Below are 26,503 nucleotides of genomic sequence, written 5' to 3' on the forward strand. Positions count from 1 at the left end.
CGTTCGACGTGACGCGGCCGTGGCGCCCAAGTCGACCGGGTCGATTCGTCTGGCGATCCTCTTGATCGCGCGGGCGGTGCCGTCCCTCGGCGGACCCGTTCAGGGTCGGTTCAGGCGCGAGGCTCCATCACCCGACGACGGATCGACAAGAGGAGCCTCCCCCATGAACTGGACGAAACGCGCCGTGACCTGCGGCCTCGCCGCCGCCGCGCTCGCCGTCGCCTCGGGCACCGAGGCGCGACCGCGGTTGCTCGAGCGGCTGGGCGGCGAGGCGCAGGCCTCCGAGGGCGGTGCGGCGACGAAGACGCTGCGGGTCGGCGGGCTCGAGCGGAGCTATCTCCTCCTCGACGCCCGGCGTGGCGACCGGCCGGCACCGCTGGTGATCGTGCTGCACGGCGGCGGCGGCAATCCGGAGACGATGATCCCGCGCTGGGCCGACAAGGCGCGCGCCGAGGGTCTGGTGATCGCCGCGCCCAAGGGGATCGGCCGCAACGACCGCATGGGCACCTGGAACGCGAGCGGCTGCTGCGGCGAGGCGGTGGCGCGCGGGGTCGACGACGTCGGCTTCGTCGCGGCGGTGATCGACGACGTCGAGAAGCAGGTCACGATCGACCGGCGCCGCGTCTACGTCGCCGGCTTTTCCAACGGCGGCATGCTGACCCACCGCATCGCCATCGCGCTCGGCGAGAAGGTCGCGGCGGCGGCCGTGGTCTCGGGCGCGGTCTTCGGCAACGAGGCGGGGCCACGCGCGCCGGTGCCGATGCTGATCATCCACGGCGAGAAGGACGACGTCGTCCCCTTCGGCGGCGGCAAGAGCCCGACCGGTTTCGTGGCGCGGTCGCAGACCCTCCCCTTCCAGCCGGTCGCCCGCGCCGTCGATTTCTGGCGCACCGCCGACGGCTGCACCCGCCCGCCGACGGTGACGCGCGCCCCGGGCGTGACGACCGAGACGAGCACCGGCTGCCGGCGTGGGTCGGAGGTGGTGTTCATCGACCTCGCCGAGGGCGGGCATGCGTGGCCGGGAGCATCCGGCCGACGCGGCGGTGAGGCGCCGATCGACGCGACGGAGACGATCTGGGCGTTCTTCGCGAGGTTCGGGAGATAGGGGGGACGGGGCGGACGGGGCGTCGGGCGGACGAGCAGTTCGCTTTTCAGGCCGCCGCACGGGGCTTGATCCCCGCGAGCGTGGTGGCGAGACTTTCGGCTTCGGTCGCCAGGTCATACTTCGCCTGCATGTTCATGAACCATTGCGGGTCCACGTCGAAGAAGCGTCCGAGGCGCAGAGCGATGTTCGCGGTGATGCCCTGCCGACCGTGGCAGATTTCGTTCATGCGACTGCGGGGTACGCCAATCGCCTTGGCGAGCGCATAGACCGACAGCCCCATCGGCTCCAAGAATTCCTCGCGGAGGATCGCTCCGGGGTGTGGCAGCGAGAGTTCGCGCATGGGGTTGGCCTCCTTCAATCAATGGTAGTCACAGAGTTCCACGTCGTAAGCGTCTCCGCCGTCCCACACGAAGCACAGGCGCCATTGATCGTTGACACGGATGGAGTGTTGTCCGGCGCGGTCTCCGGCCAGTGCTTCCAAGCGGTTACCGGGCGGCACGCGCAAATCTTCGATACGTGTCACCGTGTCGAGTAGAAAGAGCTTGGCAACCGCCCGTTTGAGCACATCGGCCGGGAACCGACGAACGGCCTTGCCTTCGTGGATGTCGGCCGTGTCGCGGTCTCGGAAGCTCTTTATCATCGTCGAGAAGCGTACCAATAACTGGTACGTTCGTCAACGTTCCAATGTCGCGACGCGAAAGCTGCGGTCCGTCTCTCGACCTCCCGCCACTCCATCGTGATGGCGCTTCCGTCGTAGGACCGAGTTGTCCAGAGAGATTAGGATCGCACTGTTTATATTCGGCTCCACAAACTCTGAGATGGGCGACCTAAGAAGCCAGTTCTCCCCAGAAATCAATCATCTTTGGTGCTTCTGAGTTATTATCGAATTCTGGCATTTTATACTCGTTCGCAAGATATCTTGCTAAATTCACTCCATATAAAATTACATCACCCTGATAAACAGAGTAAACTGGGTTTTCTGGTTCGCATGGAATGCTGGAAATATAACGATGCCCAAATATCGGAATTAACACTGGGGCATTGGATTTGTAAAATTCCGTAAATAAAGTAATCCTATCAACGATATTATCAGGCTTCTTACCCCAGTTATCAAGCCAAAAGCTATTATGTGCAATATCATAACATAAACCTTCATGTGGCCAATTTAGCGTGCTCTGAAGGTGATTGTCGGATATTTTCTCCCAATCAATAAAATGTCCGTCATTAATCACGATGTTCGATAACAAAAAGATTAAATCGTGGGGGAATTTTGCTCCACATTTACTTTCAGCTCTTTCAATAACCGAGTTGGAAATGCCATTCTTAAATGGTATCTTTTTGGCAATAAGGTGCTTTTTGAATTCTTCTAAAAATGTGTTATTCATTCCACGTCCCTTGCGAATGTCTTTTGATTGTATTCCTCAACGGGGTGGGCTCAAGAACAATATATTCGAACCCATCTAGCCTGATACTGAGATTTGAACCCAGACGGTTTTGACAAACCCAACTGAAATTGGCGGAAGCGGTGGGATTCGAACCCACGGAGCGGTTTCCCGCTCGCTGGTTTTCAAGACCAGAGCCTTAAACCACTCGGCCACACTTCCGATCGCCCTTCAATGGCGAGAAAGTCGCGCCGTGACAAGAGGGGCGCTCGGCGGAGGCATCGCGGGCTCCGGACGGGAACTCTCCCCCGCCGTCCTCAGTCGCCCAGCCCGCCGCCGATCACCGAGGCGATCAGGATCAGCGCGCCGGCGACCAGCGCCAGAATCAGCATGCCGAACATGTCTCGCTTCTTGGCGAGGCGTTCTTCTCGGTCGGCGCCGGGGTTCTGCATGATGAGTTCCGATCCTCTGCGCCGGGTCTACCGGACGTGTTCGAGCGTCTCGTCGAAGACGATCTCGTGCTTGCCGACATTGTCGCGCACCACGGCGCGGATGCGATAGATACCCTTCGGATCGGTCTTCGTGAACCACAGAGTGGCGAAGCCGCGGGCGTCGAAGACTCGATGCCGCATCGGCGTGCGGCCCTTCAGACCCTCGAGGCCGAGCAGATCGGGGCCGGACCACGGCCGCCCGCGCGGATCGGTGATCACCACGTCCCAAGTCACGTCGCTGGTCAGCTTCTCGTCGAGCTGCTGGCCCATGAAGAAGGCCTTCACCACCACCTTGCGATCGGTCCTGGCGCGGGTGGTCCTGGCGAAGGGCATGACCTCGCCCGGCTCCTTCGCGGCGGTGGCGAGCGCGGCGACGTCGGAGACCGCGACATGGGCGGAGAAGTCGCCCGCCGTCTTGGGGAAGGAGCCGGCGTTCGCTCGCGCACCCGCCAGGAGTGCGACGATCAGCTTGGCGGCCTGCGGCGGCCGGCGGCGCGCCTCCTCGACCAGCACGCGCAGCACCACCTCGTGCTGGATGGCCGTGGTGGCGAAGGAGGCGGCGGCGGCCTCGCGCGTCGCCCGTTCCGCCGTGCGGTCGTCGGTGAGCGCCACGGCTTCGTCGATCGCGTCGACCAGACGGCGGACGGCCGCCGGATCGCCGGTCGCCATGAAGGTCGACCACAGCGCGTCGACGTCGGCGGGCGACGCCGGCGGCCGGGCCGCGACGGCGGGCGGGGTGGCGATCGCGAAGTCGGGTAGCGTGCCGAAGATCTCGCGTGCGGTCTCGGCCCTGCCGGCGAGCCAGAGGGCGCGGATCGTCATGTCGCGGGTCTTGTCGTCGAGCCGGTCGGCGCGCACGCGGTCGCGGATCTTCTCGGGCTCGGCGGCGAAGATCGGCGCCAGGAAGGCGGCGACGGAGGCGATCGAGGCCGGCCGATCGGCGAGCACGCCCTCGGCCGACAGCCAGACGAGAAAGTCCGGAATGCGCTCGGGCTGCGGCGTCACGTAGTACCAGGCCATCCATTCGGCGACCGGCGCCGCCGGCCCCGCCGGCGGGTGGACATCGCCGCCGGTGGCGGCGGCGGCGGGCGCCAGCGCGAGCGCCGCACCGAGAAGGAGGCCGCCGAGACGGGACGAAAGAGATCGACGCATGGAAGCTCCGGCAGATGTCGCCCCACTCTAGCGCGGATCGCTCGCGACGCGTACCCGCTTCGCGCGCCCGGCCGGTCACTTTCCCGTCTTCCGCCATTCCCTGTGGAGAGGCGTCCCGTAACGGGTCGCTCGCGGCGGTCGGCGTGATAGGGTCGCGACCTTCGAGGCGAGGTGGAATCGGGTCGGACATGAAGGTCGGAATCGATCTGGGCAACACCGGCGGGGGCGAGGCGGCGCGTCTCGATCTCGAGGAGCTGCTCTCCACTCGTCTGTTGGTGCAGGGCAATTCGGGCTCGGGCAAGTCGCATCTGCTGCGTCGCCTGCTCGAACAGTCGGCTCCCCACGTGCAGCAGGCGATCATCGATCCGGAAGGCGACTTCGTCACGCTGGCCGAGGCCTTCGGCCACGTCGTGGTCGATGCCGAGCGCTCTCCGGCCGAACTCGCCCGCATCGCCGATCGCATCCGCCGCCATCGCGCCTCGGTCGTCCTCACCCTCGAGGGCCTCGATGCCGAGGACCAGATGCGGGCCGCCGCCGCCTTCCTCGGCGGCCTGTTCGATGCCGATCGCGACTACTGGTATCCGATGCTGGTGGCGGTCGACGAGGCGCAGCTCTTCGCCCCGGCGATCGCCGGCGAGGTGTCGGACGAGGCGCGCAAGATCTCGCTCGGCGCCATGACCAATCTGATGTGCCGCGGCCGCAAGCGCGGTCTCGCCGGCATGATCGCCACCCAGCGCCTCGCCAAGCTCGCCAAGAACGTGGCGGCGGAAGCCTCGAACTTCCTGATGGGACGCACCTTCCTCGACATCGACATGGCGCGCGCCGCCGATCTCCTCGGCATGGAGCGGCGTCAGGCGGAAGCCTTCCGCGATCTCGTGCCCGGCCAGTTCGTGGCGCTCGGCCCGGCGCTCTTCCGTCGGCCGACGCCGATCCGCATCGGCACGGTCTCGACCCGCGGCCGTTCCGGCCGGCCGGAGCTGATGCCGCTGCCGGAGATGCCGCGCGAGGCGCTGGAGGATCTGATCTTCGCCCCGGCGACGCCGGAGGAGGTGATCGCCCGCCCTGCCCCGCCGCCGCGGGCGCCGAAGCTCGGCACCAACGAGCTCCTCGCCCAGGTCGCCGCATCGCGGCCCGCCGCGTCGGAACCGGAGGCGACGGAGGAGGTCGTGCCGCGTCTGCCGCCGGAGGAGATCGAGAAGGCGCTCGACGAGATCTTCGCCGAGATCCTCTCCGACCCGGAAGCGGCGTTCCGGCCGGTTCCGGTGGTCTATCAGGACTTCGCCTTCCACTGCCGTCTGCGCCGGCTCGGCGACGTCGCCGCCGACATGCCGAGCTTCCGCCGCCGGCTGGCGCTGGCGCGCGCCGGGATCGGTGCGACCGACGGCGACGAGGATTGGCAGGCGGTGCTCGAGGCGGCCGACGATCTGCCGGAGGAGATGCAGGGCGTCTTCCTGATGGTGGCGCGCGCCGCGCGCGAGGCCGAGACCTGCCCGGCCGACGACGTGCTGGCGCGGGCCTACGGCAGCCATTCGCCGTCGCGCGGGCGCTGGCTGCTCTCCTACATGGCGGAGCGCGGCAAGATCGTCTCGGAGGTCGACTTCCGCGGCAACCGCACCGTCGTCGTCGTGGCGACCGGCTGGCGCACCAAGACCGGCGGTGCCGGCGTCGGCCCGCGCGCCGGCGAACGGCGTGGCGCGGCGCGGGCGGCGCGTCTCGGCGAAGTACTGCGCGGCGAGAGGCCGAGGAGGCCGCCGCGGCTGCCGGGCGAGGCGTGACGGCAGCGGCGCGGAGCGACTCGGGTGCGGTGCTGCCGCTCGTCACCCTCCCCTCGGGGACTTTGTGCATTTCGTGAAAAGCGGCTTCGACGCCGTGCGATGCTTCGAGACGGGCTGCCGCAGGCAGCCCTCCTCAGCATGAGGCGTTTGTTTTTGTTCTGGAAATTGAAAGCGCCTCATCCTGAGGAGCGCCGCAGGCGCGTCTCGAAGGATCGCGCACTGCGGTGAGGCGTCGCCGCCCTTCACCCTCTCCTGATGGGAGGGGAAGATCCGTCGTGGCGCGATGCCGAGTTCGGGCCGAAGGCGCCGCGTCCCTGCCCGGCGAAGCGCGTTCCGCCGACGCCCACCGACCAACAAAAAAGCCGGCGAGATCGCTCTCGCCGGCCTCTTCACATCGTCGCGCCGATCAACGCTTACAGGTCGCGTAGGCTTCGGTCGTCGCCTGATACCAGGCGTCGGGGACCTGGCGGTTCTCGTCGATCTTGACGATCTCCTCGTCCTTGATCGGCTTGATCGCCTTGGTCGAGGCGCACTGGCAGGCGTCGAGGATCTTCTGCTGCTTGGCGGAGAGCTTGTTGGCCTTGACCTCGGGCTTCTCCGCCTTCTCGGCCTTCTCCGGCTTGTCGTCGGCCGGGGCGTCTTCCTTGGCGTTCTCCTGATAGACGCAGGCGTCGAGCAGGACGCGGCGGAGCAGCTCGCGCGAGGCCTTGGCCGGCGGCGGCGTCACCACCGGCGCGGCGGCGGGAGCCGGCGCGGCCTCGGCCTTGGCGTCGGGCTTCGCCTCGGTCTTCTCCTCGGCCTTCGGCTTCTTGGCCTTGTGCTTGACCGGAGCGGCCTCCTCGGCGGCGGGCTTCTCGGCCTGGGCGACCTGCGCCGCCGGGGCGGCCGGCGCCTCCGTCACGTCGGTCGAGGCGGCAAAGGCCGCACCGACGGCGAGGGTGGCGGTGGCGAAGACGGCAGCACGGAGAACGGCGACGGCACGGGTCATGTGGGAACTCCCAAAACGGGCGAAGCCGCGACGCTGCGCCGCGGCATGAAAGGAACGCCCTCCCGATAGACCCTCCCCGCCCGGGGCTCAAGTGCGCTTCCGCTACACTTCGGACGGAATCCACTTTTCCACGCGAACGCGCGAATCGTGGAAGGCGGCACCGCCGAAGGGCGCCGGCTGATCGGCCCCGGTCAGGGTGTTGATGCCGCGCCCGTCGGCATGTGCGCCGTTGGGGTGGACGCCCTCGACGACGATCACGCCGCGGCGCACCCCGTCGAAGGCTTCCGCCGGCAGACGCACCGCGCCGCGGGCGTTGACGAGGCGGATCTCCTCGCCGTCGGCGATGGCGAGGGCGGCGAGATCGTCCGGGTGGATCTTGGCGCGGGGGCCGCGTTCCTTGGCCTTCGAGGTGGCGGTCTCGGTGAAGGTCGAGTTGAGGAAGTTGCGCGCCGGCGGCGTCACCAGACGGAAGGGATGATCCGCGTCGACGGCCTCCGTCACGTTCCACTGGTCGGGCAGACGCGGCAGGTCCTCGAAAGGCCCCATCGGCCCGTCGTTCTCGACCGCGACGGAGGCCCAGTCGGGGGCGAAGCGGAAGCGGCCGTCGGCATGGCCGAAGCCGTCGAGGAAGTGGGCGCGCTCGAACGGCGGCTGGCAATCGACCAGCGGCCGATCCTTCAGCTCGTCGAAGGTGCCGTAGCCGCCCTTGCGCAGCATCCAGTCGACGTGCTCGCGCGCCGTCATCTCGAAGCCCGGATGCGACACGCCGAGGCGCTTCGCCAGTTCGCAGATGACGAAATGGTTCTCCCGCGCCTCGCCCGGTGGTTCGATCAGCTTCGGCCCGACCAGGACGTACTGATTGCCGCCGCCGCGATAGAGGTCGTCGTGCTCGAGGAACATCGTCGCCGGCAGGACGATGTCGGCCATCGCCGCGGTGTCGGTCATGAACTGCTCGTGGACGGCGACGAAGAGATCGTCGCGGGCAAAGCCGGCGCGCACCTTCTCCTGTTCCGGCGCCACCGCCATCGGGTTGGTGTTCTGGATCAGCATGGCCGTCACCGGCCCGCCGCCGCGAAGGGCCGCGGCATCGCCGGTCAGCACCCGGCCGATCTGGCTCTGGTCGAGGCGGCGCACGGACGGATCGCGCAGGTCCCTGCCCTCGACCAGCGACTTGTCGATGCGGTAGATGGCGCCGTTGTTGTGGAAGGCGCCGCCGCCCTCGTGGCGCCAGGAGCCGGCGACGACCGGGATCGAGCTCACCGCATGCATGGCGACGGCGCCGTTGCGTTGGCGCGTGAAGCCGTAGCCGATGCGGAAGAAGGTCTTCGGCGTGCTGCCGATCATCCGCGCCAGCGCCTCGATCTCGGCCGCCGGGACGCCGCAGATCGCCTCGGCCCATTCCGGCGTGCGGCTTTCGAGATGCGCCTCGAGTTCGGCCGGAACGTCGGTGTGGCTGTCGAGGAGGGGGCGATCGGCCCAGCCCTCGCGGAAGAGCACGTGCATGATCGCGCAGGCGAGCGCCGCGTCGGTGCCGGGGCGCACCATCACGCCGACGTCGGCCTGATCCATGGTCGGCGTGCGGTAGACGTCGACGACGACGATCTTGGCGCCGCGTTCCTTGCGCGCCCTGATCGCGTGGGTCATCACGTTGACCTGGGTCGCGACCGCGTTGGTGCCCCAGATCACCACGAGATCGGACTTCGCCATTTCGCGCGGATCGGCGCCCGTCAGGCGGCCGTGGCCGGCGATCCAGCCCGGCCAGGCGAGCGCGGTGCAGATCGTGCCGTATTCCTCGGAGTATTTCTTGGCGTTGCGCAGACGGTTGATGCCGTCGCGCTGCACCTGCCCCATGGTGCCGGCGTAGTAGTAGGGCCAGACGGCCTCGGCGCCGTGCGCCTTCTCGGCGGCGAGGAAGGCCTCGGCCACACGGTCGAGCGCCTCGTCCCAGCCGATCTCGCGGAACTGGCGCGAGCCCTTCGGTCCGGTGCGCAGGAGCGGCTTCAGCAGCCGGTCGGGCGAATGGACGCGCTCGGCGTAGCGGGCGACCTTCGCGCAGATCACGCCGGCCGTGTAGGTGTTCTCGGTCGATCCGCGCACGCGCCCGATGGTGCGCTCGTCCAGCACCTCGACCTCGAGGCTGCAGGTCGAGGGGCAGTCGTGCGGACAGGTGGAACGCGCGGTGCGGACGGGAACGGTCTGGTTCATCGACGGACCTCGATCGAAGGGGCGCGGAGTATCGCAGGTCGCCCCGCCTCTCGGGAGGGGGGGAGCCATGAAATTCACCGATCGATCCGATCAGCGCCGTCGATCGTCACCGTCCGGAGAACTTGGGCAGGAAGGGGATGTCGTCGAGCCCCAGGCCCGAATTCTTCAGGGCCAGGAAGCCGGCGAAGACGATCGCAGCGACGACCGTGGTGATCGCGGCTTTCAGCAACAGGCGCGGACGGGTCGGCGCCGAGGCGGAGGTGCCGGGCACCACTTCGCCGGCTTCTCCTTGCGTCGTCAGCTTCAACGGCAGAACGGCGAAGAGCACCGTCCACCAGATGACGAAATAGATCGCGATCGCCGTGCCGATGCGCATGAGGCCTCCCCGGTTGGTCGCGATGATAGGGCGCCGGCGCGGCGCGGGGAAGCGGCGGGGCCGAATGAAAAGGGCGCAACCGTCACCGGCGCGCCCTCGTCATCCGAAACGTTTCGGACGATCGCTCAGACCTGCTCGAGCTCGACCAGCGTGCCGCAGAAGTCCTTCGGATGGAGGAACAGCACCGGCTTGCCGTGGGCGCCGATCCTGGGCGTGCCGTCGCCGAGCACGCGGGCGCCGGCGGCCTTCATCTGGTCGCGGGCGGCGAGGATGTCCTCGACCTCGTAGCAGACGTGATGGATGCCGCCCGAGGTGTTCTTCTCGAGGAAGCCGGCGATGGTCGACTTCTCGCCGAGCGGCTCCAGCAGCTCGATCTTGGTGTTGGGCAGTTCGACGAAGACGACGGTGACGCCGTGTTCGGGCTGCGGCAGCGGGGCCGACACCTTGGCGCCGAGCGTGTCGCGATAGACGGCGGTCGCCGCCTCGAGGTTCGGCACCGCGATCGCCACGTGGTTCAGCCGTCCGATCATCCGTCTTCCCTCCGTCGGTTCGAAACGTCAGGCGGACATAGCCCGGCGGCGGCAGCGCGGCAATTCGCCTTGCGTCGGGCTTTGGGGGGCGACGTGCGTTCCTCGCTCATGGTTCGAGGCTCGCCTTCGGCTCGCACCTCACCATGAAGCTGTAGATTGAAGCGAGCGATCCACACATCTCGGCTTCATGGTGAGGTGCTCGCCCCCAAGGGCGAGCCTCGAACCATGAGCGGGGGGCACGACCCCGCGCCCCCTCGCCTCACACGACCTGGACCGTCACCTCGACGATCGGCTTCTTGCCCCAGCGCTCGTTGACGGCGGCGCGCACCGCGCGCTTGACCGCGTCGGCGACCAGCGCCGTGTCCTTGCGCTTCGGCCGCGGCAACCCGTCGAGGGTGAGCGAGGCGGTCGTCTCGACGGTGTCGAGGAAGGTGCGGCCGCGATCGTCCTCGTCCGGCAGGCCGATCAGCACGGCCGACGGGTCGACGAGCGCGTTGCCCTTGGCGTCGACCACCAGCGACACGACGACGACGCCGGCGAAGCTCGCCTTGCGCCGCGCTGCGGCACCCGACTGGTCGGGCGTGACGAGCAGCGAACCGTCGCGGAAGAGACGGCCGGTGAAGACCTCGTCGACTTCCGCCACCGGCCCCGGCGCGAGGCGGAGCATGCGGCCGTTCAGGGCGTGGCCGATCTTCGGCACGCCGAGCGAGCGGGCGAACTCGGCGTGGACGGCGAGATGCAGCGCCTCGCCGTGGACCGGCACCGAGATCTCGGGCCGCACCGCCTCGTAGAGCATGGTCATCTCGCCGCGGCGCGGGTGGCCGGAGACATGGACCAGCGCATCGCGGTCGGTGACGATCTTCACGCCCTTGGCGGCGAGCGCGTTCATGATCGTGTTCACCGACTTCTCGTTGCCGGGAATGGTGCGCGACGAGAAGATCATCATGTCGCCGGGCGACATGGCGACCTGCCGGTGCTCGCCGGAGGCGATGCGGGCGAGCGCGGCGCGGGCCTCGCCCTGCGAACCGGTCAGCAGCGTCACCACCTTGTCGCGCGGCAGGTAGCCGTAGGCGTCGTCGTCGAGGAAGGGCGGCAGATCGTCGAGGAGGCCGCATTCCTTCGCCACGTCGATGGCGCGGCGCATGGCGCGGCCCATGACGACGACGTTGCGATCGGCCTTGGCGGCGGCTTCCGCCACGGCGCGGAGGCGCCCGACGTTGGAGGCGAAGGTCGTCACCGCCACCCGGTGCGGCGCCGCCTTGATGATCTCGGCGAGGCTCGCCGCGACTTCCGTCTCCGACGGGCTCGAGCCGTCGCGCAGAACGTTGGTCGAGTCGTTGACCATCGCCAGCACGCCCTCGTCGCCGATGGCGCGGAAGCGGTCGAAGTCGGTCGACCAGCCGATGACCGGGGTCGGATCGACCTTCCAGTCGCCGGTGTGGATCACCGTGCCGAGCGGCGTGCGGATGGCGAGCGACACGGCTTCGGGAATCGAATGCGACACCGCGATCGCCTCGATGTCGAAGTCGCCCATCGTCCAGCGGTCGCCGGCGGTGAAGCGCGTCACCGGAATGTCGGAGGCGCCGCCGTCGGCCGCGCCCTTGGCCTCGAGCAGGCCGGCGGCGAAGGGCGTCATCCAGACCGGCACCTTCAGCTTCGGCCACAGCGTCGACAGCGCGCCGAAATGGTCCTCGTGGGCATGAGTGATGACGATGCCGACGAGGTTCTTCCGCTCCTCTTCGATGAAGCGGATGTCGGGGAAGATCAGATCGACGCCCGGCTCGTCGTATTCCGAGGCGAAGGTGATGCCGCAGTCGACCATCAGCCAGCGGCGGTCGTCTTCCGGCCCGAAGCCGTAGAGACCGAGATTCATTCCGATTTCGCCGACGCCACCGAGCGGCAGGAACACCAGTTCGTCGCCCTTGCGGGACTTCTTCGCCATGATCACTCCTCGGAGACCTTCTCCGGACGCGGGAAGAAGACGTCTCCCGCGGAAATCTTGCCATGTGTGCCGTCGGGCCGGGCGAGGCGCAGCAGCCCCGCCTCGTCGATGCCCTCGAAGATGCCGGTGTCCTCGCCGTCGACGAGACGCACCCGGATCGGTCCGCCGATGCCGACGGCCCGCTTCAGCCAGGCCGCGCGGATCGCGGGAAAACCAAGGCCCGACGCCCATTCCTCGACCCGCGTCGCGAAGGCCGAACGGAGCGCCTCGAACAGGCGCTCGGGCAGGACGTCGTGGCCTTCGGTCAGGAGGCTCGTCGCCGGGGTCTCGGTGGCGAGCGGAAAGTGGCGGCAGTTGACGCCGATGCCGACGGCGACCGCGGTGCGGCCGGCCGGATCCCGCGTGGTTTCGAGCAGGATTCCGGCGCATTTGCGGCCGGCGATCATCAGATCGTTCGGCCACTTGATGCCGGGGACGAGACGCCCGCTCGTCGCTTCCGCCACCGCGTCGGCGGCCGACACGGCGGCGACGAAGGGAAGCTCGGGCAGATGGCGCGGCAGGCCGGGGTCGATCAGCAGCGCCGAGGCGTAGAGATTGCCGCTCTCCGACGTCCAGCTGCGGCCGCGGCGGGCGCGTCCGCCTTCCTGCCGGTCGGCAACGACCCAAACCCGCCCCGGGTCACCGGAGCGGGCGAGATCGAGCGCGTCGATGTTGGTCGATTCCGTCGTCGGCTTGGCGATCACCCGCCAAGGGGCGCCGGCGGAGGCGGAGGCCCGCTCCCCGCCGGGACTGTCGGTCGCCATCAGAACAGCGACTTGGCGGCTGCGGTCGCGGCGACGGTGAGGCCGTTGCCGAGGACGAAGAACAGCAGCACGAAGATCGACGCCGCGGCGAAGACGAACTTCTGCTCGATGGTCGCCGCGTCGAGATCGGCCGCCGGCTCGTCGAAGTAGATCACCTTGACGATGCGGATGTAGTAGAAGGCGCCGACCACCGAAGCGAGCACGCCGAGCACGGCCAGCCAGTAGAGCTGGGCATGGACGGCCGCCTGGAAGACGTAGAGCTTGCCGAAGAAGCCGGCGAGCGGCGGAATGCCGGCAAGCGAGAACATCAGCATCGCCAGACCGAAGGCGGCGAGCGGGCTCGAGCGCGACAGGCCCGAGAGATCGGCGATCTGTTCGACCGGCTTGCCGTCACGGCGCATGGCGATGATCATCGCGAAGGCGCCGAGCGTGGTGACGAGATAGATCGCCATGTAGATGCCGACGCCGGCGATGCCGTCCATGGTGCCGGCGGCGAGACCGACCAGCGCGTAGCCCATGTGGCCGATCGAGGAATAGGCCATCAGGCGCTTGATGTTCGACTGGCCGATACCGGCGAAGGCGCCGAGCACCATCGAGGCGATGGCGATGAAGGCGACGATCTGCTGCCACGACGGGCCGATCGAGCCGAAGGCCTCGACGCAGACGCGGATGATCAGCGCGAAGGCGGCGACCTTGGGGGCGGCGGCGAAGAAGGCGGTGACCGGGGTCGGCGAGCCTTCGTAGACGTCGGGCGTCCACATGTGGAACGGCACGGCGGAGATCTTGAAGGCGAGACCGGCCATCATGAAGACGAGGCCGAAGACGATGCCGAGCGACGGGGCATGGCCCTTCAGCGCCGCGGCGATCGGAGCGAAGCCGGTCTGGCCGGTGAAGCCGTAGACCAGCGAGGCGCCGTAGAGCAGCATGCCCGAGGACAGCGCGCCGAGGACGAAATACTTCAGGCCCGCTTCGGTCGACCGCACGTTGTCGCGATCCATCGCGGCGACGACGTAGAGCGCCAGCGACTGGAGCTCGAGGCCGAGGTAGAGCGAGATCATGTCGTTCGCCGAGATCATCATCAGCATGCCGGCGGTGGCGAGCACGACCAGGACCGGGTACTCGAAGCGGCCCCAGCCGTCGACCCGGGCGGGGCCGGCCGACAGGATCACCGCGACGATCGAGCCGATCAGCGCCAGCACCTTCATGAAGCTGGAGAACGGGTCGACGACCAGCGCGCCGCCGAAGGCGGAGGCGGCCTTCGGCCCGGCCAGCACGGCGACGAGGGCCAGGGCGAGAAGGGCGACGGCCCCCCAGCCGACCACGCCGGTCGACTTCTCACCGGCGAAGACGCCGAGCATGAGAAGCGCGAGCGCGCCGATCGCGAGGACAATCTCCGGCAACACCGGCATCAGATCGAGTGTCATGGACTTGGTCTCGGCCCCAGAAGGTCTGACAGCGTCAGGTCTTTCAACAGTCGGGTCTGGCCGGCCGGATCGGTCGGCGAGACGTCGGTCGTGTGCGATCGGACCCGGGTCCGACCGCACCGTCGCATCAGTTGGCGATCAGCGCCACCTTGGTGCCGGCGGCGATCGCCGCTGTCACCTTGGCGAGCATCGCCTGCACCGAAGCCTCCGAGGCGTTCAGGATCGGCATCGGATAGACACCGTAGAACACCGTCACCAGCATCAGCGGAACGAGGATCGCACGCTCGCGCCAGTCCATGTCGAGGATCCCCTGAAGAGAGGGCTTCTCGAGCTTGCCGTTCATGACGCGGGCGAGCAGGTAGAGCGCATAGGCCGCCGACAGGATGACGCCGGTCGCCGCGAAGAACGCCACCCAAGTGTTGGCGCGCCAGGCGCCGAGCAGGGTGAGGAACTCGCCGACGAAGCCGGAGGTGCCCGGCAGGCCGACGTTCGCCATGGTGAACAGCATGAAGGCCACGGCATACCACGGCATGCGGTTCACGAGGCCACCGTAGGCGGCGATCTCGCGGGTGTGCATGCGGTCGTAGATCACGCCGACGCAGAGGAAGAGCGCGGCGGAGACGAAGCCGTGGGAGACCATCTGGAAGATGGCGCCCTGCACGCCGGCCTGGTTCATCGTGAAGATGCCCATGGTCACGTAGCCCATGTGGGCGACCGACGAATAGGCGATCAGCTTCTTGATGTCCTCCTGCGCCAGCGCCACCAGCGAAGTGTAGATGATGGCGACGATCGACAGGGTGAAGACGAAGGGCGCGAACATCTCCGACGCCACCGGGAACATCGGCAGCGAGAAGCGCAGGAAGCCGTAGCCGCCCATCTTCAGCAGGATGCCCGCCAGGATCACCGAACCGGCGGTCGGCGCCTCGACGTGGGCATCCGGCAGCCAGGTGTGGACCGGCCACATCGGCATCTTCACCGCGAAGGAGGCGAAGAAGGCGATCCAGGCCCAGGTCTGCAGCTGGACGGGGAAGTCGTGCTTGAGCAGCGCCGGGATGTCGGCCGTGCCGGCCTGCCAGTACATGGCGAGCATGGCGATCAGCATCAGCACCGAGCCGAGCAGCGTGTAGAGGAAGAACTTGAAGGAGGCGTAGACGCGACGCGGTCCACCCCACACGCCGATGATGATGAACATCGGGATGAGGCCGGCTTCGAAGAAGACGTAGAAGAGCATCAGGTCGAGCGCGGTGAACACGCCGATCATCAGAACCTCGAGGACGAGGAACGCGATCATGTATTCCTTCACGCGGTTCTGCACGCTCTGCCACGAGGCGAGGATGCAGAAGGGCATGAGGAAGGTCGTCAACAGCACGAAGGCGACGGAGATGCCGTCGACACCCATGTGATAGCTGAAGACGTTGCCGAGCCAGGCCCCCTTCTCCTCGAGCTGGAAGCCGGGGTTCGACGGGTCGAACCGGGCCCAGATCAGGAGCGAGAGCAGGAAGTCGACGATGGTCGTGAGAAGCGCGATCGTGCGGATGCGCGACTTCGCCACGTCGTCGTCGCCCTTGACCAGCGCGGCGAAGACCACGCCGACCAGCGGCAGAAACGTGACGATCGTGAGCAGCGGCCAGTTGCCCATCACCGAACTCCCCCGAACATCACATAGCTCACCAGAGCGGCCACGCCGATCAGCATGGCGAAGGCGTAGTGGTAGAGATAACCAGACTGCAGCGCGACGACCTTGCCGGTGATCGCGACCACGCGGGCGGACACGCCGTCCGGGCCGAACCCGTCGATGACGCGACCGTCACCCTCCTTCCAGAGGAAGCGGCCGAGCTTCTTCGCCGGCTCGACGAACAGGAAGTCGTAGAGCTCGTCGAAGTACCACTTGTTGAGCAGGAACTCGTAGAGGCCCTTCTGCGAAGCGGCGAGCTTCTCCGGGATCTTCGGGTTCACCACGTAGAACACGTAGGACGTCACCAGACCGACCAGCATCGCCACGAAGGGGGCGAACTTCACCGCCGTCGGCACATGGTGCATGTGCTCGAGGACGTGGTTCTCCTTGCCCGTGAAGAGCGACGCCTTCCAGAACTCGCCGTACTCGTGGCCGATGAAGGAACCGGCGAAGAGCATGCCCGCGACGACCGCGCCGGTGGCGAGCACCATCAGCGGAACCGTCATGACGAGCGGGCTCTCGTGGACGTGATCCATGACGTCCTTGGAGGCGCGCGGCGCGCCCCAGAAGGTCTTGAAGATCAGGCGCCACGAATAGAACGAGGTGAAGAGCGCGGCGATGACCAGCAGGCCGAAGGCGAGGCCGGAGAAGGCGTTCTCACCCACATAGGCCGCCTCGATGATCGCATCCTTCGAGTTGTAGCCGGCGAAGCCGAACTCGGTGGTCGGCAGGCCGACGCCGGTCAGCGCCAGGGTGCCGACGATCATCATGGCGTAGGTCAGTTTGATGTGACCCTTGAGGCCGCCCATGTTGCGCATGTCCTGCTCGCCCGAGACGGCGTGGATCACCGAGCCGGCACCGAGGAACAGGAGCGCCTTGAAGAAGGCGTGCGTGAACAGGTGGAACACGCCCGCGCCGTAGGCACCGACGCCGAGCGCGACGAACATGTAGCCGAGCTGCGAGCAGGTCGAGTAGGCGATGACGCGCTTGATGTCGTTCTGCACCAGACCGACGGTCGCGGCGAAGAAGGCGGTCACGGCGCCGACCAGCGTCACCACGGTGAGCGCGGTGTGGCTGAGCTCGAACAGCGGCGACAGGCGCGCCACCATGAAGACGCCGGCGGTGACCATGGTCGCCGCATGGATGAGGGCCGAGACCGGGGTCGGGCCTTCCATCGCGTCGGGAAGCCAGGTGTGCAGCAGGAACTGCGCCGACTTGCCCATGGCGCCGAGGAACAGCAGCAGGCAGATCACGGTCATGGCGTCGAACTGCCAGGACAGGAAGTGCAGCTGCTTGCCGGCCATGGTCGGGGCATTGGCGAAGATCGCGTCGTAGTCGACGGTGCCGAACAGCCAGAACACGCCGAAGATGCCGAGCACGAAGCCGAAGTCGCCGACACGGTTGACGACGAAGGCCTTGATGGCGGCGGCGTTGGCCGAGGGCTTCTGGAACCAGAAGCCGATCAGCAGGTAGGAGGCGAGACCGACGCCTTCCCAGCCGAAGAACATCTGCACCAGATTGTCGGAGGTCACCAGCATCAGCATGGCGAAGGTGAACAGCGACAGATAGGCGAAGAAGCGCGGCCGATCCGGATCGTGGCTCATGTAGCCGATCGAATAGAGATGGACGAGCGCCGAGACCGTGTTGACCACCACCAGCATCACCGCGGTCAGCGTGTCGACGCGGATCGCCCAGTCGACCGAGAGGCCGGCGGTGTGCAGGAACGGCAGGATGTTCACCTTCATCACGCCGGCCGGATGACCGAGACCGACCTGGAAGAAGGTCACCCAGGACAGCGCCGCGGCGATCATCAGGAAGGTCGTGGTGACCAGCTCCGCCGGACGAGCCAGCGGCTTTTCCTCGTGATGGTCGCCATGGCCGTGGCCGTGGTCGTCGTCATGGGCCGCGGCATGCGCGTCGGCGGGACCGTGGTCGTCGTGACCATGGTCGCCGTGGCCGAGATTGGCGGCCCCGTTCGGCGCGACCGGATGCGCGAAGAGCGTCATCGCGCCCGCGATCAGGAAGCCGAGGAGAGGGAGAAAGACGATCGCCGTGAACATGGATCGATCAACCCTTCATCACGTTGACGTCTTCCACCGCGATGGAACCGCGGGTGCGGAAGAACACGACCAGGATCGCGAGGCCGATGGCGGCCTCGGCGGCTGCCACCGTCAGGACCAGCAGGGCGAAGATCTGCCCCACGAGGTCGCCCAACGCGGTGGAGAAGGCCACGAAGTTGATGTTGACGGCGAGAAGGATCAGCTCGACCGACATCAGGATGATGATGACGTTCTTCCTGTTCAGGAAGATGCCGAACACCCCCAGCGTGAAGAGTATCGCGGCCACCGAGAGGTAGTGCGACAAGCCGATTACCATGACTTCCCCCGTCTCATCCGAGGTTTGCGGGATCACCGACGCGCGACGTCGATCACCCCGACCATTCTTCCGCAGCGAGCCCCCTCGCCCACCGCGGCCTTGGGTTCCATCGCGGCGCCCGCGAGGGCGGCCGCGTCATCCGATCACGACAGGCCCTTGCCGATCTCGACCTTGACCACCTCGATGGCGGTGGCCGGGCCGCGGGCGACCTGTTCGGAAATGTTCTGCCGCTTGACGAAGGCCTTGTGGCGCAGCGTCAGCACGATCGCGCCGATCATCGCGACCAGCAGGATCAGGCCGGCGGCCTGGAAGAAGAAGATGTACTTGGTGTAGAGCACCAGACCGATGGCCGCGACGTTCGAGGTCGCCGCATCGATCGGGTTGGCGCCGTGGCCGACCACCTTCGGGTCGATCACCCAGCCGCCGACCACCATCAGCAGTTCGGCGAGCAGGATGCCGCCGATCACCATGCCGATCGGGGCGTACTCGAGCAGCCCGGTGCGCAGTTCGGCGAAGTCGACGTCGAGCATCATCACGACGAAGAGGAACAGCACCGCCACCGCGCCGACGTAGACGACGACCAGCAGCATGGCCAGGAACTCGGCGCCCATCAGCACGAAGAGCCCCGCCGCATTGAAGAAGGCGAGGATCAGGAACAGCACCGAATGCACCGGATTGCGGGCCGAGATGACCGCGAAGGCCGAAGCCACGGTCACGGCGGCGAAGACGTAGAAGAAGAAGGCCTGGATCATCGGTCGTCCTCGACACCCGCCGGCAGGGCCGGCGTGGCGTTCGGTCAGCGGTAGGGTGCGTCCAACTGGATGTTGCGGGCGATCTCGCGCTCCCAACGGTCACCGTTCGCGAGCAGCTTCGCCTTGTCGTAGAAGAGCTCTTCGCGGGTCTCGGTGGCGAATTCGAAGTTCGGCCCCTCGACGATGGCATCGACCGGGCAGGCTTCCTGGCAGAAGCCGCAGTAGATGCACTTCACCATGTCGATGTCGTAGCGGGTGGTGCGGCGGGTCTGGTCGTTGCCGCGCGGGGCGGCCTCGATGGTGATCGCCTGAGCCGGGCAGATCGCCTCGCAGAGCTTGCAGGCGATGCAGCGCTCCTCACCGTTGGGATAACGGCGCAGCGCGTGTTCGCCGCGGAAGCGCGGGCTGACCGGCCCCTTCTCGAAGGGGTAGTTCAGGGTCGCCTTCGGCGCGAAGAAGTAGCGCATCGACAGGAAGAATGCCGATACGAACTCCTTCAGCAACAAGGACTTCGCCGCCCGATCGAGTCTCATCACGTCTACCCTTCCGTTGACCCCGCGGGACATGCCCGAGGGTCTGGGTCCTGTTCAGTTCGCCCCGCCCAACCCGGTCATCGCCACACCGAACCACCATCCGAGGCCGGCGAAGACGAAGAGGTTGACCGCGAAGGCCCCCTTCAAGATCAGCTCCCGTCGCGCGGTGAGGCCCGCGTCGCCGGGTTTCTTTTCCCAGGCTCGCCGCAGGAGACCCGCGACGATGCCGAAATCCATCACGCCCACCACGGAGCCCATGAAGGCTCCGATCAGGCCGGGAAGAGAGATCTCCATGCGAGCCCCCTTCCGTTCGCGCTCACGGCGCCCAGCCGGTCGCCTGCAGCACGCCGGCGACGATCACCACCATGCCGAGCGAGATCGGCAGGAAGACCTTCCAGCCCAGACGCATCAGCTGGTCGTAGCGATAGCGCGGCACGAAGGCCTTCACCATCGCGAACATGAAGAACCAGAACAGGACCTTCAGCACGAACCAGAACACGCCGGGGATCCAGTTGAACGGCGGCAGGTCGATCGGCGACGCCCAACCGCCCATGAACAGGATCGTCAGCATGGCGCACTGCAGCACGATCGCCACATACTCGCCGAGCATGAACAGCATGTAGAGCGACGACCCGTACTCGACCATGAAACCGGCGACGAGTTCGGACTCGGCTTCGGCCAGATCGAAGGGCGGGCGGTTGGTCTCCGCCAGCGCCGAGATGAAGAAGATCGTCATCATCGGCAGCAGCGGCAGCCAGAACCAGTTGAGGAAGCTCAGCCACGGCACGCCCAGCATGGTGGCGAGGCCGTGATCCTGGGCGCGGACGATCGCCGAGAGGTTCAGCGAACCGACGCAGAGCAGCACGGTGATGATCACGAAGCCGATCGAGACTTCGTAGGAGACCATCTGCGCCGCCGAGCGCAGCGCCGACAGGAACGGGTACTTCGAGTTCGAAGCCCAGCCGCCCATGATCGTGCCGTAGACGCCGAGCGAGGAGATCGCGAGCACGTAGAGGATGCCGACGTTGATGTCGGAGATCACCCAGCCGTCCGCGACCGGGATCACCGCCCAGGCCGCCAGCGCCACCATCGTGGCGAAGAACGGCGCGACGATGAAGATGCCCTTGTTGGCACCCGCCGGGATGATCGGCTCCTTGAAGACGAACTTCAGCATGTCCGCGAAGGACTGAAGCAGGCCCCAGGGTCCGACGACGTTGGGACCACGGCGCATCTGCACCGCCGCCCAGATCTTGCGGTCGGCATAGATGACGTAGGCGACGCCGATCAGCAGAACGACGAGCAGTGCCAGCGATTCCAGAACGATGATCAGGAGCGGCCAGAGGTAGTCGACCCACAGTGCGTACATCGGGCTCTCCCCCTCATTCCGCCGCGGCGGCCGTCGCGCGGGCGGCTGCCAGCGCGGAGCATTCCGCCATCGTCTTGGACGCCCGCGCGATCGGGTTCGTCAGATAGAAGTCCGTCACCGGCGACACGAAGTCGTCGGCCGCGAGCGAACCGGCACCGGCGGCGAGCCCGGCGACGTCTTCATGGGACGTCGGAGCGATCGCGTCGAGCCCGGCGTAAGTCGGATGCGCGGCGACGAGCGCGGCGCGCAGTTCGCCGAGGCTGTCGAAGGGCAGCGTCCGGCCGACCAGAGCCGACAGCGCCCGCAGCACCGCCCAGTCCTCGCGGGCCTCGCCCGGCGGGAAGGCGGCGCGCTGCGCCAGCTGGATGCGGCCTTCGGTGTTGGCGAAGATGCCCGACTTCTCGGTATAGGCGGCGCCCGGCAGGATGACCGAGGCGGCATGCGCGCCCTTGTCGCCGTGGGTGCCGAGATAGACCACGAAGGCGGAACCGAGCTTCGCGGTGTCGATCTCGTCGGCACCGACGAGGATCACCACCTCGATCGCGCCGGAGGCGGCACCGTCGAGGATCTCCTTCGTCGACTTGCCGCCGGCCGCCGGCACGACGCCGAGGTCGAGGGCCGCGACGCGGCTCGCCGCGGTGTGGAGAACCGAGAAGCCGTTCCATTCGGCCGAGACCGCGCCGATCGTCGCGGCGACTTCCGCCACCTTGGCCATGACGGCGGCGCCGTCGGCACGGGTGGTGACGGCGTTGCCGACCAGGACCAGCGGCTTCTTGGCCGCCTTCAGCACCTCGAGGAAGCCGTTCTGGCCGGAGGCGAGCGCCTCGAGGCCGGCGGTGCCCTCGCCGAGGAAGTTGTAGGCGTAGGTGAGATCGGCTTCCTCGCCGATCACGCCGATCTGGAGACCACCACGGCGCCAGCGCTTGCGGATGCGGGCGTTGAGGACGGGCGATTCGAGGCGCGGGTTCGAACCCACGATCAGGATCGCGTCGGCCTCTTCGATGCCGGCGACGGTCGCGTTGAAGACATACGAGCCGCGGCCGGCCTTGCCGTCGAGGCAGGAGCCGTCGGCGCGGGCGTCGACCGAGGCGATGCCGAGCGAGGCGGCGAGCGTCTTCACGGCGAAGAGCTCCTCGGCGCTGGCGAAGTCGCCGACGACGATGCCGATCTTGTCCGACGCGGTCGCCTTGATCTTCTCGGCGACGGTCTCGAGCGCCTTCGACCACGACGCGGTCGTCAGCTTGCCGCCGACGCGGACGTAAGCGCGATCGAGGCGCTGGGTCTTCAGACCGTCGACCACGTGGCGGGTCTTGTCCGAGATCCACTCCTCGTTCACCGCCTCGTTGAGACGCGGCAGGATGCGGACGACCTCACGGCCGCGCACGTCGACGCGGATGTTGGAGCCGAGCGCGTCCATGACGTCGATCGATTCGGTCTTGGAGAGTTCCCAGGGACGGGCCTTGAACTCGTAGGGGCGCGAGGTGAGCGCGCCGACCGGGCAGAGGTCGACGACGTTGCCCTGCAGCTCCGAGGCCATGGCCGAGCCGAGATAGGTGGTGATCTCGACGTCCTCGCCTCGCGAGATGAGGCCCATGTCCGCGGTGCCGGCGACTTCCGCGGTGAAGCGGACGCAGCGGGTGCACTGGATGCAGCGGGTCATCACCGTCTTGACCAGCGGACCGATGTCCTTGTCCTCGACGGCGCGCTTGTTCTCGGCGAAACGGCCGGCGTCGCCGCCGAAGGCCATCGCCTGGTCCTGCAGGTCGCACTCGCCGCCCTGATCGCAGATCGGGCAGTCGAGTGGATGGTTGATCAGCAGGAACTCCATCACGCCCTCACGGGCGCGCCTGACCATCGGGGTGGTCGTGAAGACTTCCGGCGGCTCGCCGTTCGGGCCCGGACGCAGGTCCTTCACCGACATGGCGCAGGAGGCCTGCGGCTTCGGCGGTCCGCCCTTCACCTCGACGAGGCACATGCGGCAGTTGCCCGCGACCGACAGGCGCTCATGGAAGCAGAAGCGCGGAACTTCCGCGCCGGCCGCCTCGCACGCCTGCAACAGGGTCGCTTCCGGGGCGACGTCGATCTCGGTGCCGTCGATCTTGATCTTGGCCATGCCCGTTCCTCACTCCGCCGCGATGCGCAGGCCGGCCTTGCGGGCGGCGATGCGTTCTTCGATGACCGGGCGGAAATGCTTGATCAGTCCCTGGATCGGCCAAGCCGCCGCGTCGCCGAGCGCGCAGATGGTGTGGCCTTCGACCTGCTTCGTCACCTGGAAGAGCATGTCGATTTCCTTGACGTCCGCCTCGCCCTTCACGAGACGTTCCATCACGCGCCACATCCAGCCCGTGCCCTCGCGGCACGGCGTGCACTGGCCGCAGCTCTCGTGCTTGTAGAAGGCCGAGAGACGGGCGATGGCGCGGATGAGATCCGTCGACTTGTCCATCACGATCACCGCCGCGGTGCCGAGGCCGGAGCCCAGCCCACGCAGGGTGTCGAAGTCCATCGGCGCGTCGATCATCTGCGCCGCCGGCACCATCGGCACGGAGGAACCGCCGGGGATGACCGCCAGCAGGTTGTCCCAGCCGCCGCGGATGCCGCCGCAGTGCTTGTCGATCATCTCGCGGAAGGGCACGCCCATCTCTTCCTCGAAGGTCGCCGGCTTGTTGACGTGGCCGGAGACGCAGAAGAGCTTGGTGCCGGTGTTGTTCGGCTTGCCGAGACCGGCGAACCAGGCGCCGCCGCGACGCAGGATGGTCGGCGCCACCGCGATCGATTCGACGTTGTTGACGGTCGTCGGGCAGCCGTAGAGGCCGACGTTCGCCGGGAACGGCGGCTTCAGGCGCGGCTGGCCCTTCTTGCCCTCGAGGCTCTCCAGCAGCGCGGTCTCTTCGCCACAGATGTAGGCGCCGGCACCGTGGTGGACGTAGAGGTCGAAGGGATAGCCGTGGATGTTGTCCTTGCCGAGGAGCTTCGCGGCATAGCACTCGTCGATCGCGGCCTGCAGCGCCTCGCGCTCGCGGATGAACTCGCCGCGGACGTAGATGTAGGCGGCATTCGCGCCCATCGCGAAGGAGGCGATGAGGCAGCCTTCGATCAGGTGATGCGGGTCGTTGCGCAGGATCTCGCGGTCCTTGCAGGTGCCCGGCTCGGACTCGTCGGCGTTGACGACGAGATAGTGCGGACGGCCGTCGGAGACCTTCGGCATGAAGGACCACTTGAGGCCGGTCGGGAAGCCGGCGCCGCCGCGGCCGCGCAGGCCCGAGGCCTTCATCTGGTCGATGATCCAGTCGCGACCCATTTCCAGGATCTGCTTGGTGCCGTCCCAGAGGCCACGCGACATCGCGCCCTTCAGGCTCTTGTCCTGAAAGCCGTAGATGTTGGTGAAGATGCGGTCCTTGTCGTGGAGCATCGGTCTCTTCCCGCTCGCCTTTCGGCACCCCCCGGCTCGCGCCGGATGTCTCTACCGCGCCCCGAGGGGCACGGAATTCGAAATCACTTCGCCCCGCCGCCGGTCACGATGTTGACGCGGTAGGAGCCGTCGTAGAGGCCCGGATCGGTCAGCGTGGTGGCGCCGCCCTCGGCCTCGCCGCCGACGCGGCCGTTCTGCGGACCCGGCTTCGGCGTCTCGCCGCGCTCGAAGGCGTCGAGAACGGCGTTGAAGCTCTCGGCCGTCAGGTCCTCGTAGGTGTCCTTGGAGACCGCGACCATCGGCGCGTTCACGCAGGCACCGAGGCACTCGACCTCTTCCCACGAGAACTTTCCGTCGGCGGAGAGCTCGTGGGCGTGGTGGGCGATCCGGTTCTTGCAGATCTTGATGATCTCGTCGGAGCCGCGGAGCATGCAGGGCGTGGTGCCGCAGACCTGCACGTGGGCGACCGAACCGACCGGAGCCAGCTGGAACTGGGTGTAGAAGGTCGCGACCTCGAGGACGCGGATGTGCTTCATGCCCAGTCGGTCGGCGATCGTCTCGATCGCGGCCTTGGAGACCCAGCCCTCCTGGTCCTGAGCGCGCATCAGGAACGGAATCACGGCCGACGCCTGCTTGCCCGCAGGGTAGCGGCCGAGAACGACCTGAGCCCAGGCCTCGTTCTCGGGCGTGAAGGCGAAGGAGGCCGGTTGGACCTCGGCGGGGGCGAGCCTGCGGACGCTCATGAAATCCTCGGCGGCTGATCGTTCATGTTCCAGACCGACTCGAAACAGGCGCCGCACATCACCTGCATGGCGTGCGGCGGTTTCGAACCTTGTTCCATCGCTCGCGCACAGTCGTCACACAGCGCGCAGGCAATTCCGCGATCGTCCTCGTACCAGTGGAAGCCGCGCGTCTCGCCGTCGAGCAGAGCGGCCGGGATGGCCGTGCAGGCGATGGCGACGTGCTGGCGTCCGTGGTTGGGACAATCGATCTCCTTCACCGGTCGACCTCGCCGAAGACGATGTCGAGCGAGCCCAGGATCGCCGCGACGTCGGCGAGCATGTGACCCCGGTTGAGGAAGTCCATCGCCTGCAGATGCGCGAAGCCCGGAGCCCGGATCTTGCAGCGATAGGGCTTGTTGGTGCCGTCGGCGACGAGGTAGACGCCGAATTCGCCCTTGGGCGCCTCGACGGCGGCATAGACCTCGCCGGCAGGAACGTGGAAGCCCTCGGTGTAGAGCTTGAAGTGGTGGATCAGCGCTTCCATCGAGCGCTTCATCTCGCCGCGCTTGGGCGGCACGATCTTGTGGTTCTCGGCCGAGACCGGTCCGCGATCGTGGCCGAGCAGGCGCTCGACGCACTGATGCATCAGGCGGGTCGACTCGCGCATCTCGAACATGCGGATCAGGTAGCGGTCGTAGCAGTCGCCGTTCTTGCCGACGGCGATGTCGAAGTCGAGCTCCGAGTAGCACTCGTAGGGCTGCGACTTGCGCAGGTCCCACTTGGCGCCCGAACCGCGCACCATGACGCCCGAGAAGCCCCACTTCCACGCGTCTTCCAGGCTGACGACGCCGATGTCGACGTTGCGCTGCTTGAAGATGCGGTTCTCGGTCAGCAGGCCCTCGAGGTCGTCGAGCACCTTGGGGAAGGTGTCGCAGAACTTGGCGATGTCCTCGAGGAGGGCGTCCGGCAGATCCTGATGGACGCCGCCGACGCGGAAATAGTTGGCGTGCATGCGGGCGCCGCAGGCACGCTCGTAGAAGATCATCAGCTTCTCGCGCTCCTCGAAGCCCCACAGCGGCGGGGTCAGCGCGCCGACGTCCATCGCCTGGGTCGTCACGTTGAGGAGGTGGGAGAGCAGACGGCCGATCTCGGAATAGAGCACGCGGATCAGCTGGCCGCGCTTCGGCACGTCGACGCCGAGCAGCTTCTCGGCGGCGAGGCAGAAGGCATGCTCCTGATTCATCGGCGCGCAGTAGTCGAGCCGGTCGAAATAGGGCGTCGCCTGGGCGTAGGTCTTGGACTCGATCAGCTTCTCGGTGCCGCGATGCAGCAGGCCGATATGCGGGTCGACGCGGGTCACCACTTCGCCGTCCAGCTCCAGCACGAGGCGAAGAACGCCATGCGCCGCAGGATGTTGCGGTCCGAAGTTGATGTTGAAGTTCCGAACGGTCGCTTCGGCGCCCATTGCGCGGCCCTCGTCTTCCAGTCCATCCCCCG

General features: G+C 67.2%; 26 protein-coding genes and 1 tRNA gene. 2 read left to right on the forward strand and 25 right to left on the reverse strand.

Annotation, left to right across the window (positions count from 1 at the left end):
• Positions 1–163 precede the first annotated feature (163 nt).
• The gene (locus tag ACT541_RS10995) at positions 164–1,105 is read left to right on the forward strand and encodes an extracellular catalytic domain type 1 short-chain-length polyhydroxyalkanoate depolymerase (protein ID WP_476136783.1); all 942 of its coding nucleotides are present in this window, start codon (positions 164–166) and stop codon (positions 1,103–1,105) included.
• A gap of 46 nt (positions 1,106–1,151) precedes the next feature.
• Here ACT541_RS10995 and ACT541_RS11000 read toward each other — a convergent pair whose 3' ends face one another.
• The 6 genes from ACT541_RS11000 to ACT541_RS11025 form a co-directional block, all read right to left on the reverse strand.
• The gene (locus tag ACT541_RS11000; protein WP_476136785.1) at positions 1,152–1,445 is read right to left on the reverse strand and encodes a HigA family addiction module antitoxin; all 294 of its coding nucleotides are present in this window, start codon (positions 1,443–1,445) and stop codon (positions 1,152–1,154) included.
• Between the two features lie 18 nt (positions 1,446–1,463).
• Complete coding sequence (locus ACT541_RS11005) at positions 1,464–1,745, reverse strand: type II toxin-antitoxin system RelE/ParE family toxin (RefSeq protein ID WP_476136787.1); 282 nt, start codon at positions 1,743–1,745, stop codon at positions 1,464–1,466.
• A 187-nt stretch (positions 1,746–1,932) separates the two neighbouring features.
• On the reverse strand, positions 1,933–2,490 hold the full coding sequence (locus tag ACT541_RS11010) for a hypothetical protein (RefSeq protein ID WP_476136789.1): 558 nt from the start codon (positions 2,488–2,490) through the stop codon (positions 1,933–1,935).
• Positions 2,491–2,619: 129 nt separating this feature from the next.
• A tRNA-Ser gene (locus ACT541_RS11015) sits at positions 2,620–2,709 on the reverse strand.
• A gap of 95 nt (positions 2,710–2,804) precedes the next feature.
• Positions 2,805–2,939: a hypothetical protein gene (locus tag ACT541_RS11020; protein WP_476136791.1), complete on the reverse strand. Its 135-nt coding sequence runs from the start codon at positions 2,937–2,939 to the stop codon at positions 2,805–2,807.
• Between the two features lie 27 nt (positions 2,940–2,966).
• On the reverse strand, positions 2,967–4,130 hold the full coding sequence (locus ACT541_RS11025; RefSeq protein WP_476136792.1) for a hypothetical protein: 1,164 nt from the start codon (positions 4,128–4,130) through the stop codon (positions 2,967–2,969).
• A 188-nt stretch (positions 4,131–4,318) separates the two neighbouring features.
• On the opposite strand from ACT541_RS11025, the gene ACT541_RS11030 reads away from it, so the two are divergent.
• On the forward strand, positions 4,319–5,905 hold the full coding sequence (locus tag ACT541_RS11030; protein WP_476136793.1) for a helicase HerA domain-containing protein: 1,587 nt from the start codon (positions 4,319–4,321) through the stop codon (positions 5,903–5,905).
• 406 nt (positions 5,906–6,311) lie between these two features.
• Here ACT541_RS11030 and ACT541_RS11035 read toward each other — a convergent pair whose 3' ends face one another.
• The 19 genes from ACT541_RS11035 to ACT541_RS11125 form a co-directional block, all read right to left on the reverse strand.
• On the reverse strand, positions 6,312–6,893 hold the full coding sequence (locus ACT541_RS11035; RefSeq protein WP_476136795.1) for a hypothetical protein: 582 nt from the start codon (positions 6,891–6,893) through the stop codon (positions 6,312–6,314).
• Between the two features lie 102 nt (positions 6,894–6,995).
• The gene (locus tag ACT541_RS11040) at positions 6,996–9,098 is read right to left on the reverse strand and encodes a molybdopterin oxidoreductase family protein (RefSeq protein WP_476136797.1); all 2,103 of its coding nucleotides are present in this window, start codon (positions 9,096–9,098) and stop codon (positions 6,996–6,998) included.
• A gap of 106 nt (positions 9,099–9,204) precedes the next feature.
• Complete coding sequence (locus ACT541_RS11045) at positions 9,205–9,474, reverse strand: DUF1467 family protein (protein WP_476136798.1); 270 nt, start codon at positions 9,472–9,474, stop codon at positions 9,205–9,207.
• Between the two features lie 125 nt (positions 9,475–9,599).
• A complete protein-coding gene (gene mce / locus ACT541_RS11050; protein WP_476136800.1) occupies positions 9,600–10,004 on the reverse strand; it encodes a methylmalonyl-CoA epimerase in 405 nt (134 codons plus the stop codon).
• Between the two features lie 259 nt (positions 10,005–10,263).
• Positions 10,264–11,946 carry a ribonuclease J gene (locus tag ACT541_RS11055; RefSeq protein ID WP_476136802.1) on the reverse strand — a complete coding sequence of 561 codons (1,683 nt, stop codon included), beginning with the start codon at positions 11,944–11,946 and terminating at the stop codon, positions 10,264–10,266.
• A 2-nt stretch (positions 11,947–11,948) separates the two neighbouring features.
• Positions 11,949–12,749 carry a biotin--[acetyl-CoA-carboxylase] ligase gene (locus tag ACT541_RS11060; RefSeq protein WP_476136804.1) on the reverse strand — a complete coding sequence of 267 codons (801 nt, stop codon included), beginning with the start codon at positions 12,747–12,749 and terminating at the stop codon, positions 11,949–11,951.
• Positions 12,749–14,173 (reverse strand): NADH-quinone oxidoreductase subunit NuoN, encoded by a 1,425-nt coding sequence (nuoN, locus tag ACT541_RS11065; protein ID WP_476136806.1) that lies wholly within the window; start codon positions 14,171–14,173, stop codon positions 12,749–12,751. The genes ACT541_RS11060 and nuoN overlap by 1 nt, the downstream gene beginning before the upstream one ends.
• Positions 14,174–14,300: 127 nt before the next feature.
• Positions 14,301–15,812, reverse strand: coding sequence for an NADH-quinone oxidoreductase subunit M (locus tag ACT541_RS11070; RefSeq protein WP_476136807.1), 1,512 nt, complete (start codon positions 15,810–15,812; stop codon positions 14,301–14,303).
• The gene (nuoL, locus tag ACT541_RS11075) at positions 15,812–17,908 is read right to left on the reverse strand and encodes an NADH-quinone oxidoreductase subunit L (RefSeq protein WP_476136810.1); all 2,097 of its coding nucleotides are present in this window, start codon (positions 17,906–17,908) and stop codon (positions 15,812–15,814) included. The genes ACT541_RS11070 and nuoL overlap by 1 nt, the downstream gene beginning before the upstream one ends.
• Before the next feature lie 7 nt (positions 17,909–17,915).
• Positions 17,916–18,224 (reverse strand): NADH-quinone oxidoreductase subunit NuoK, encoded by a 309-nt coding sequence (gene nuoK, locus ACT541_RS11080; protein WP_476136811.1) that lies wholly within the window; start codon positions 18,222–18,224, stop codon positions 17,916–17,918.
• A 143-nt stretch (positions 18,225–18,367) separates the two neighbouring features.
• Complete coding sequence (locus tag ACT541_RS11085) at positions 18,368–18,976, reverse strand: NADH-quinone oxidoreductase subunit J (protein WP_476136813.1); 609 nt, start codon at positions 18,974–18,976, stop codon at positions 18,368–18,370.
• Positions 18,977–19,020: 44 nt separating this feature from the next.
• Positions 19,021–19,509 carry an NADH-quinone oxidoreductase subunit NuoI gene (gene nuoI / locus ACT541_RS11090; RefSeq protein ID WP_476136815.1) on the reverse strand — a complete coding sequence of 163 codons (489 nt, stop codon included), beginning with the start codon at positions 19,507–19,509 and terminating at the stop codon, positions 19,021–19,023.
• Positions 19,510–19,563: 54 nt separating this feature from the next.
• Positions 19,564–19,803, reverse strand: a complete 240-nt coding sequence (locus tag ACT541_RS11095) for a hypothetical protein (protein WP_476136817.1) — start codon at positions 19,801–19,803, stop codon at positions 19,564–19,566.
• Between the two features lie 22 nt (positions 19,804–19,825).
• Complete coding sequence (nuoH, locus tag ACT541_RS11100) at positions 19,826–20,875, reverse strand: NADH-quinone oxidoreductase subunit NuoH (RefSeq protein WP_476136819.1); 1,050 nt, start codon at positions 20,873–20,875, stop codon at positions 19,826–19,828.
• 13 nt (positions 20,876–20,888) lie between these two features.
• The gene (gene nuoG / locus ACT541_RS11105) at positions 20,889–22,988 is read right to left on the reverse strand and encodes an NADH-quinone oxidoreductase subunit NuoG (RefSeq protein ID WP_476136821.1); all 2,100 of its coding nucleotides are present in this window, start codon (positions 22,986–22,988) and stop codon (positions 20,889–20,891) included.
• A gap of 9 nt (positions 22,989–22,997) precedes the next feature.
• A complete protein-coding gene (gene nuoF / locus ACT541_RS11110) occupies positions 22,998–24,284 on the reverse strand; it encodes an NADH-quinone oxidoreductase subunit NuoF (protein WP_476136823.1) in 1,287 nt (428 codons plus the stop codon).
• Between the two features lie 83 nt (positions 24,285–24,367).
• A complete protein-coding gene (nuoE, locus tag ACT541_RS11115; protein WP_476136825.1) occupies positions 24,368–25,027 on the reverse strand; it encodes an NADH-quinone oxidoreductase subunit NuoE in 660 nt (219 codons plus the stop codon).
• Positions 25,024–25,284: a hypothetical protein gene (locus tag ACT541_RS11120; protein ID WP_476136827.1), complete on the reverse strand. Its 261-nt coding sequence runs from the start codon at positions 25,282–25,284 to the stop codon at positions 25,024–25,026. The genes nuoE and ACT541_RS11120 overlap by 4 nt, the downstream gene beginning before the upstream one ends.
• Entirely contained in the window at positions 25,281–26,471 is a 1,191-nt protein-coding gene (locus tag ACT541_RS11125) for an NADH-quinone oxidoreductase subunit D (RefSeq protein ID WP_476136829.1), read from the reverse strand. Before ACT541_RS11125 ends, ACT541_RS11120 begins: the two co-directional genes overlap by 4 nt.
• Between the last annotated feature and the right edge of the window lie 32 nt (positions 26,472–26,503).

This window comes from Pinisolibacter sp. DMC100 (genome assembly GCF_056313705.1).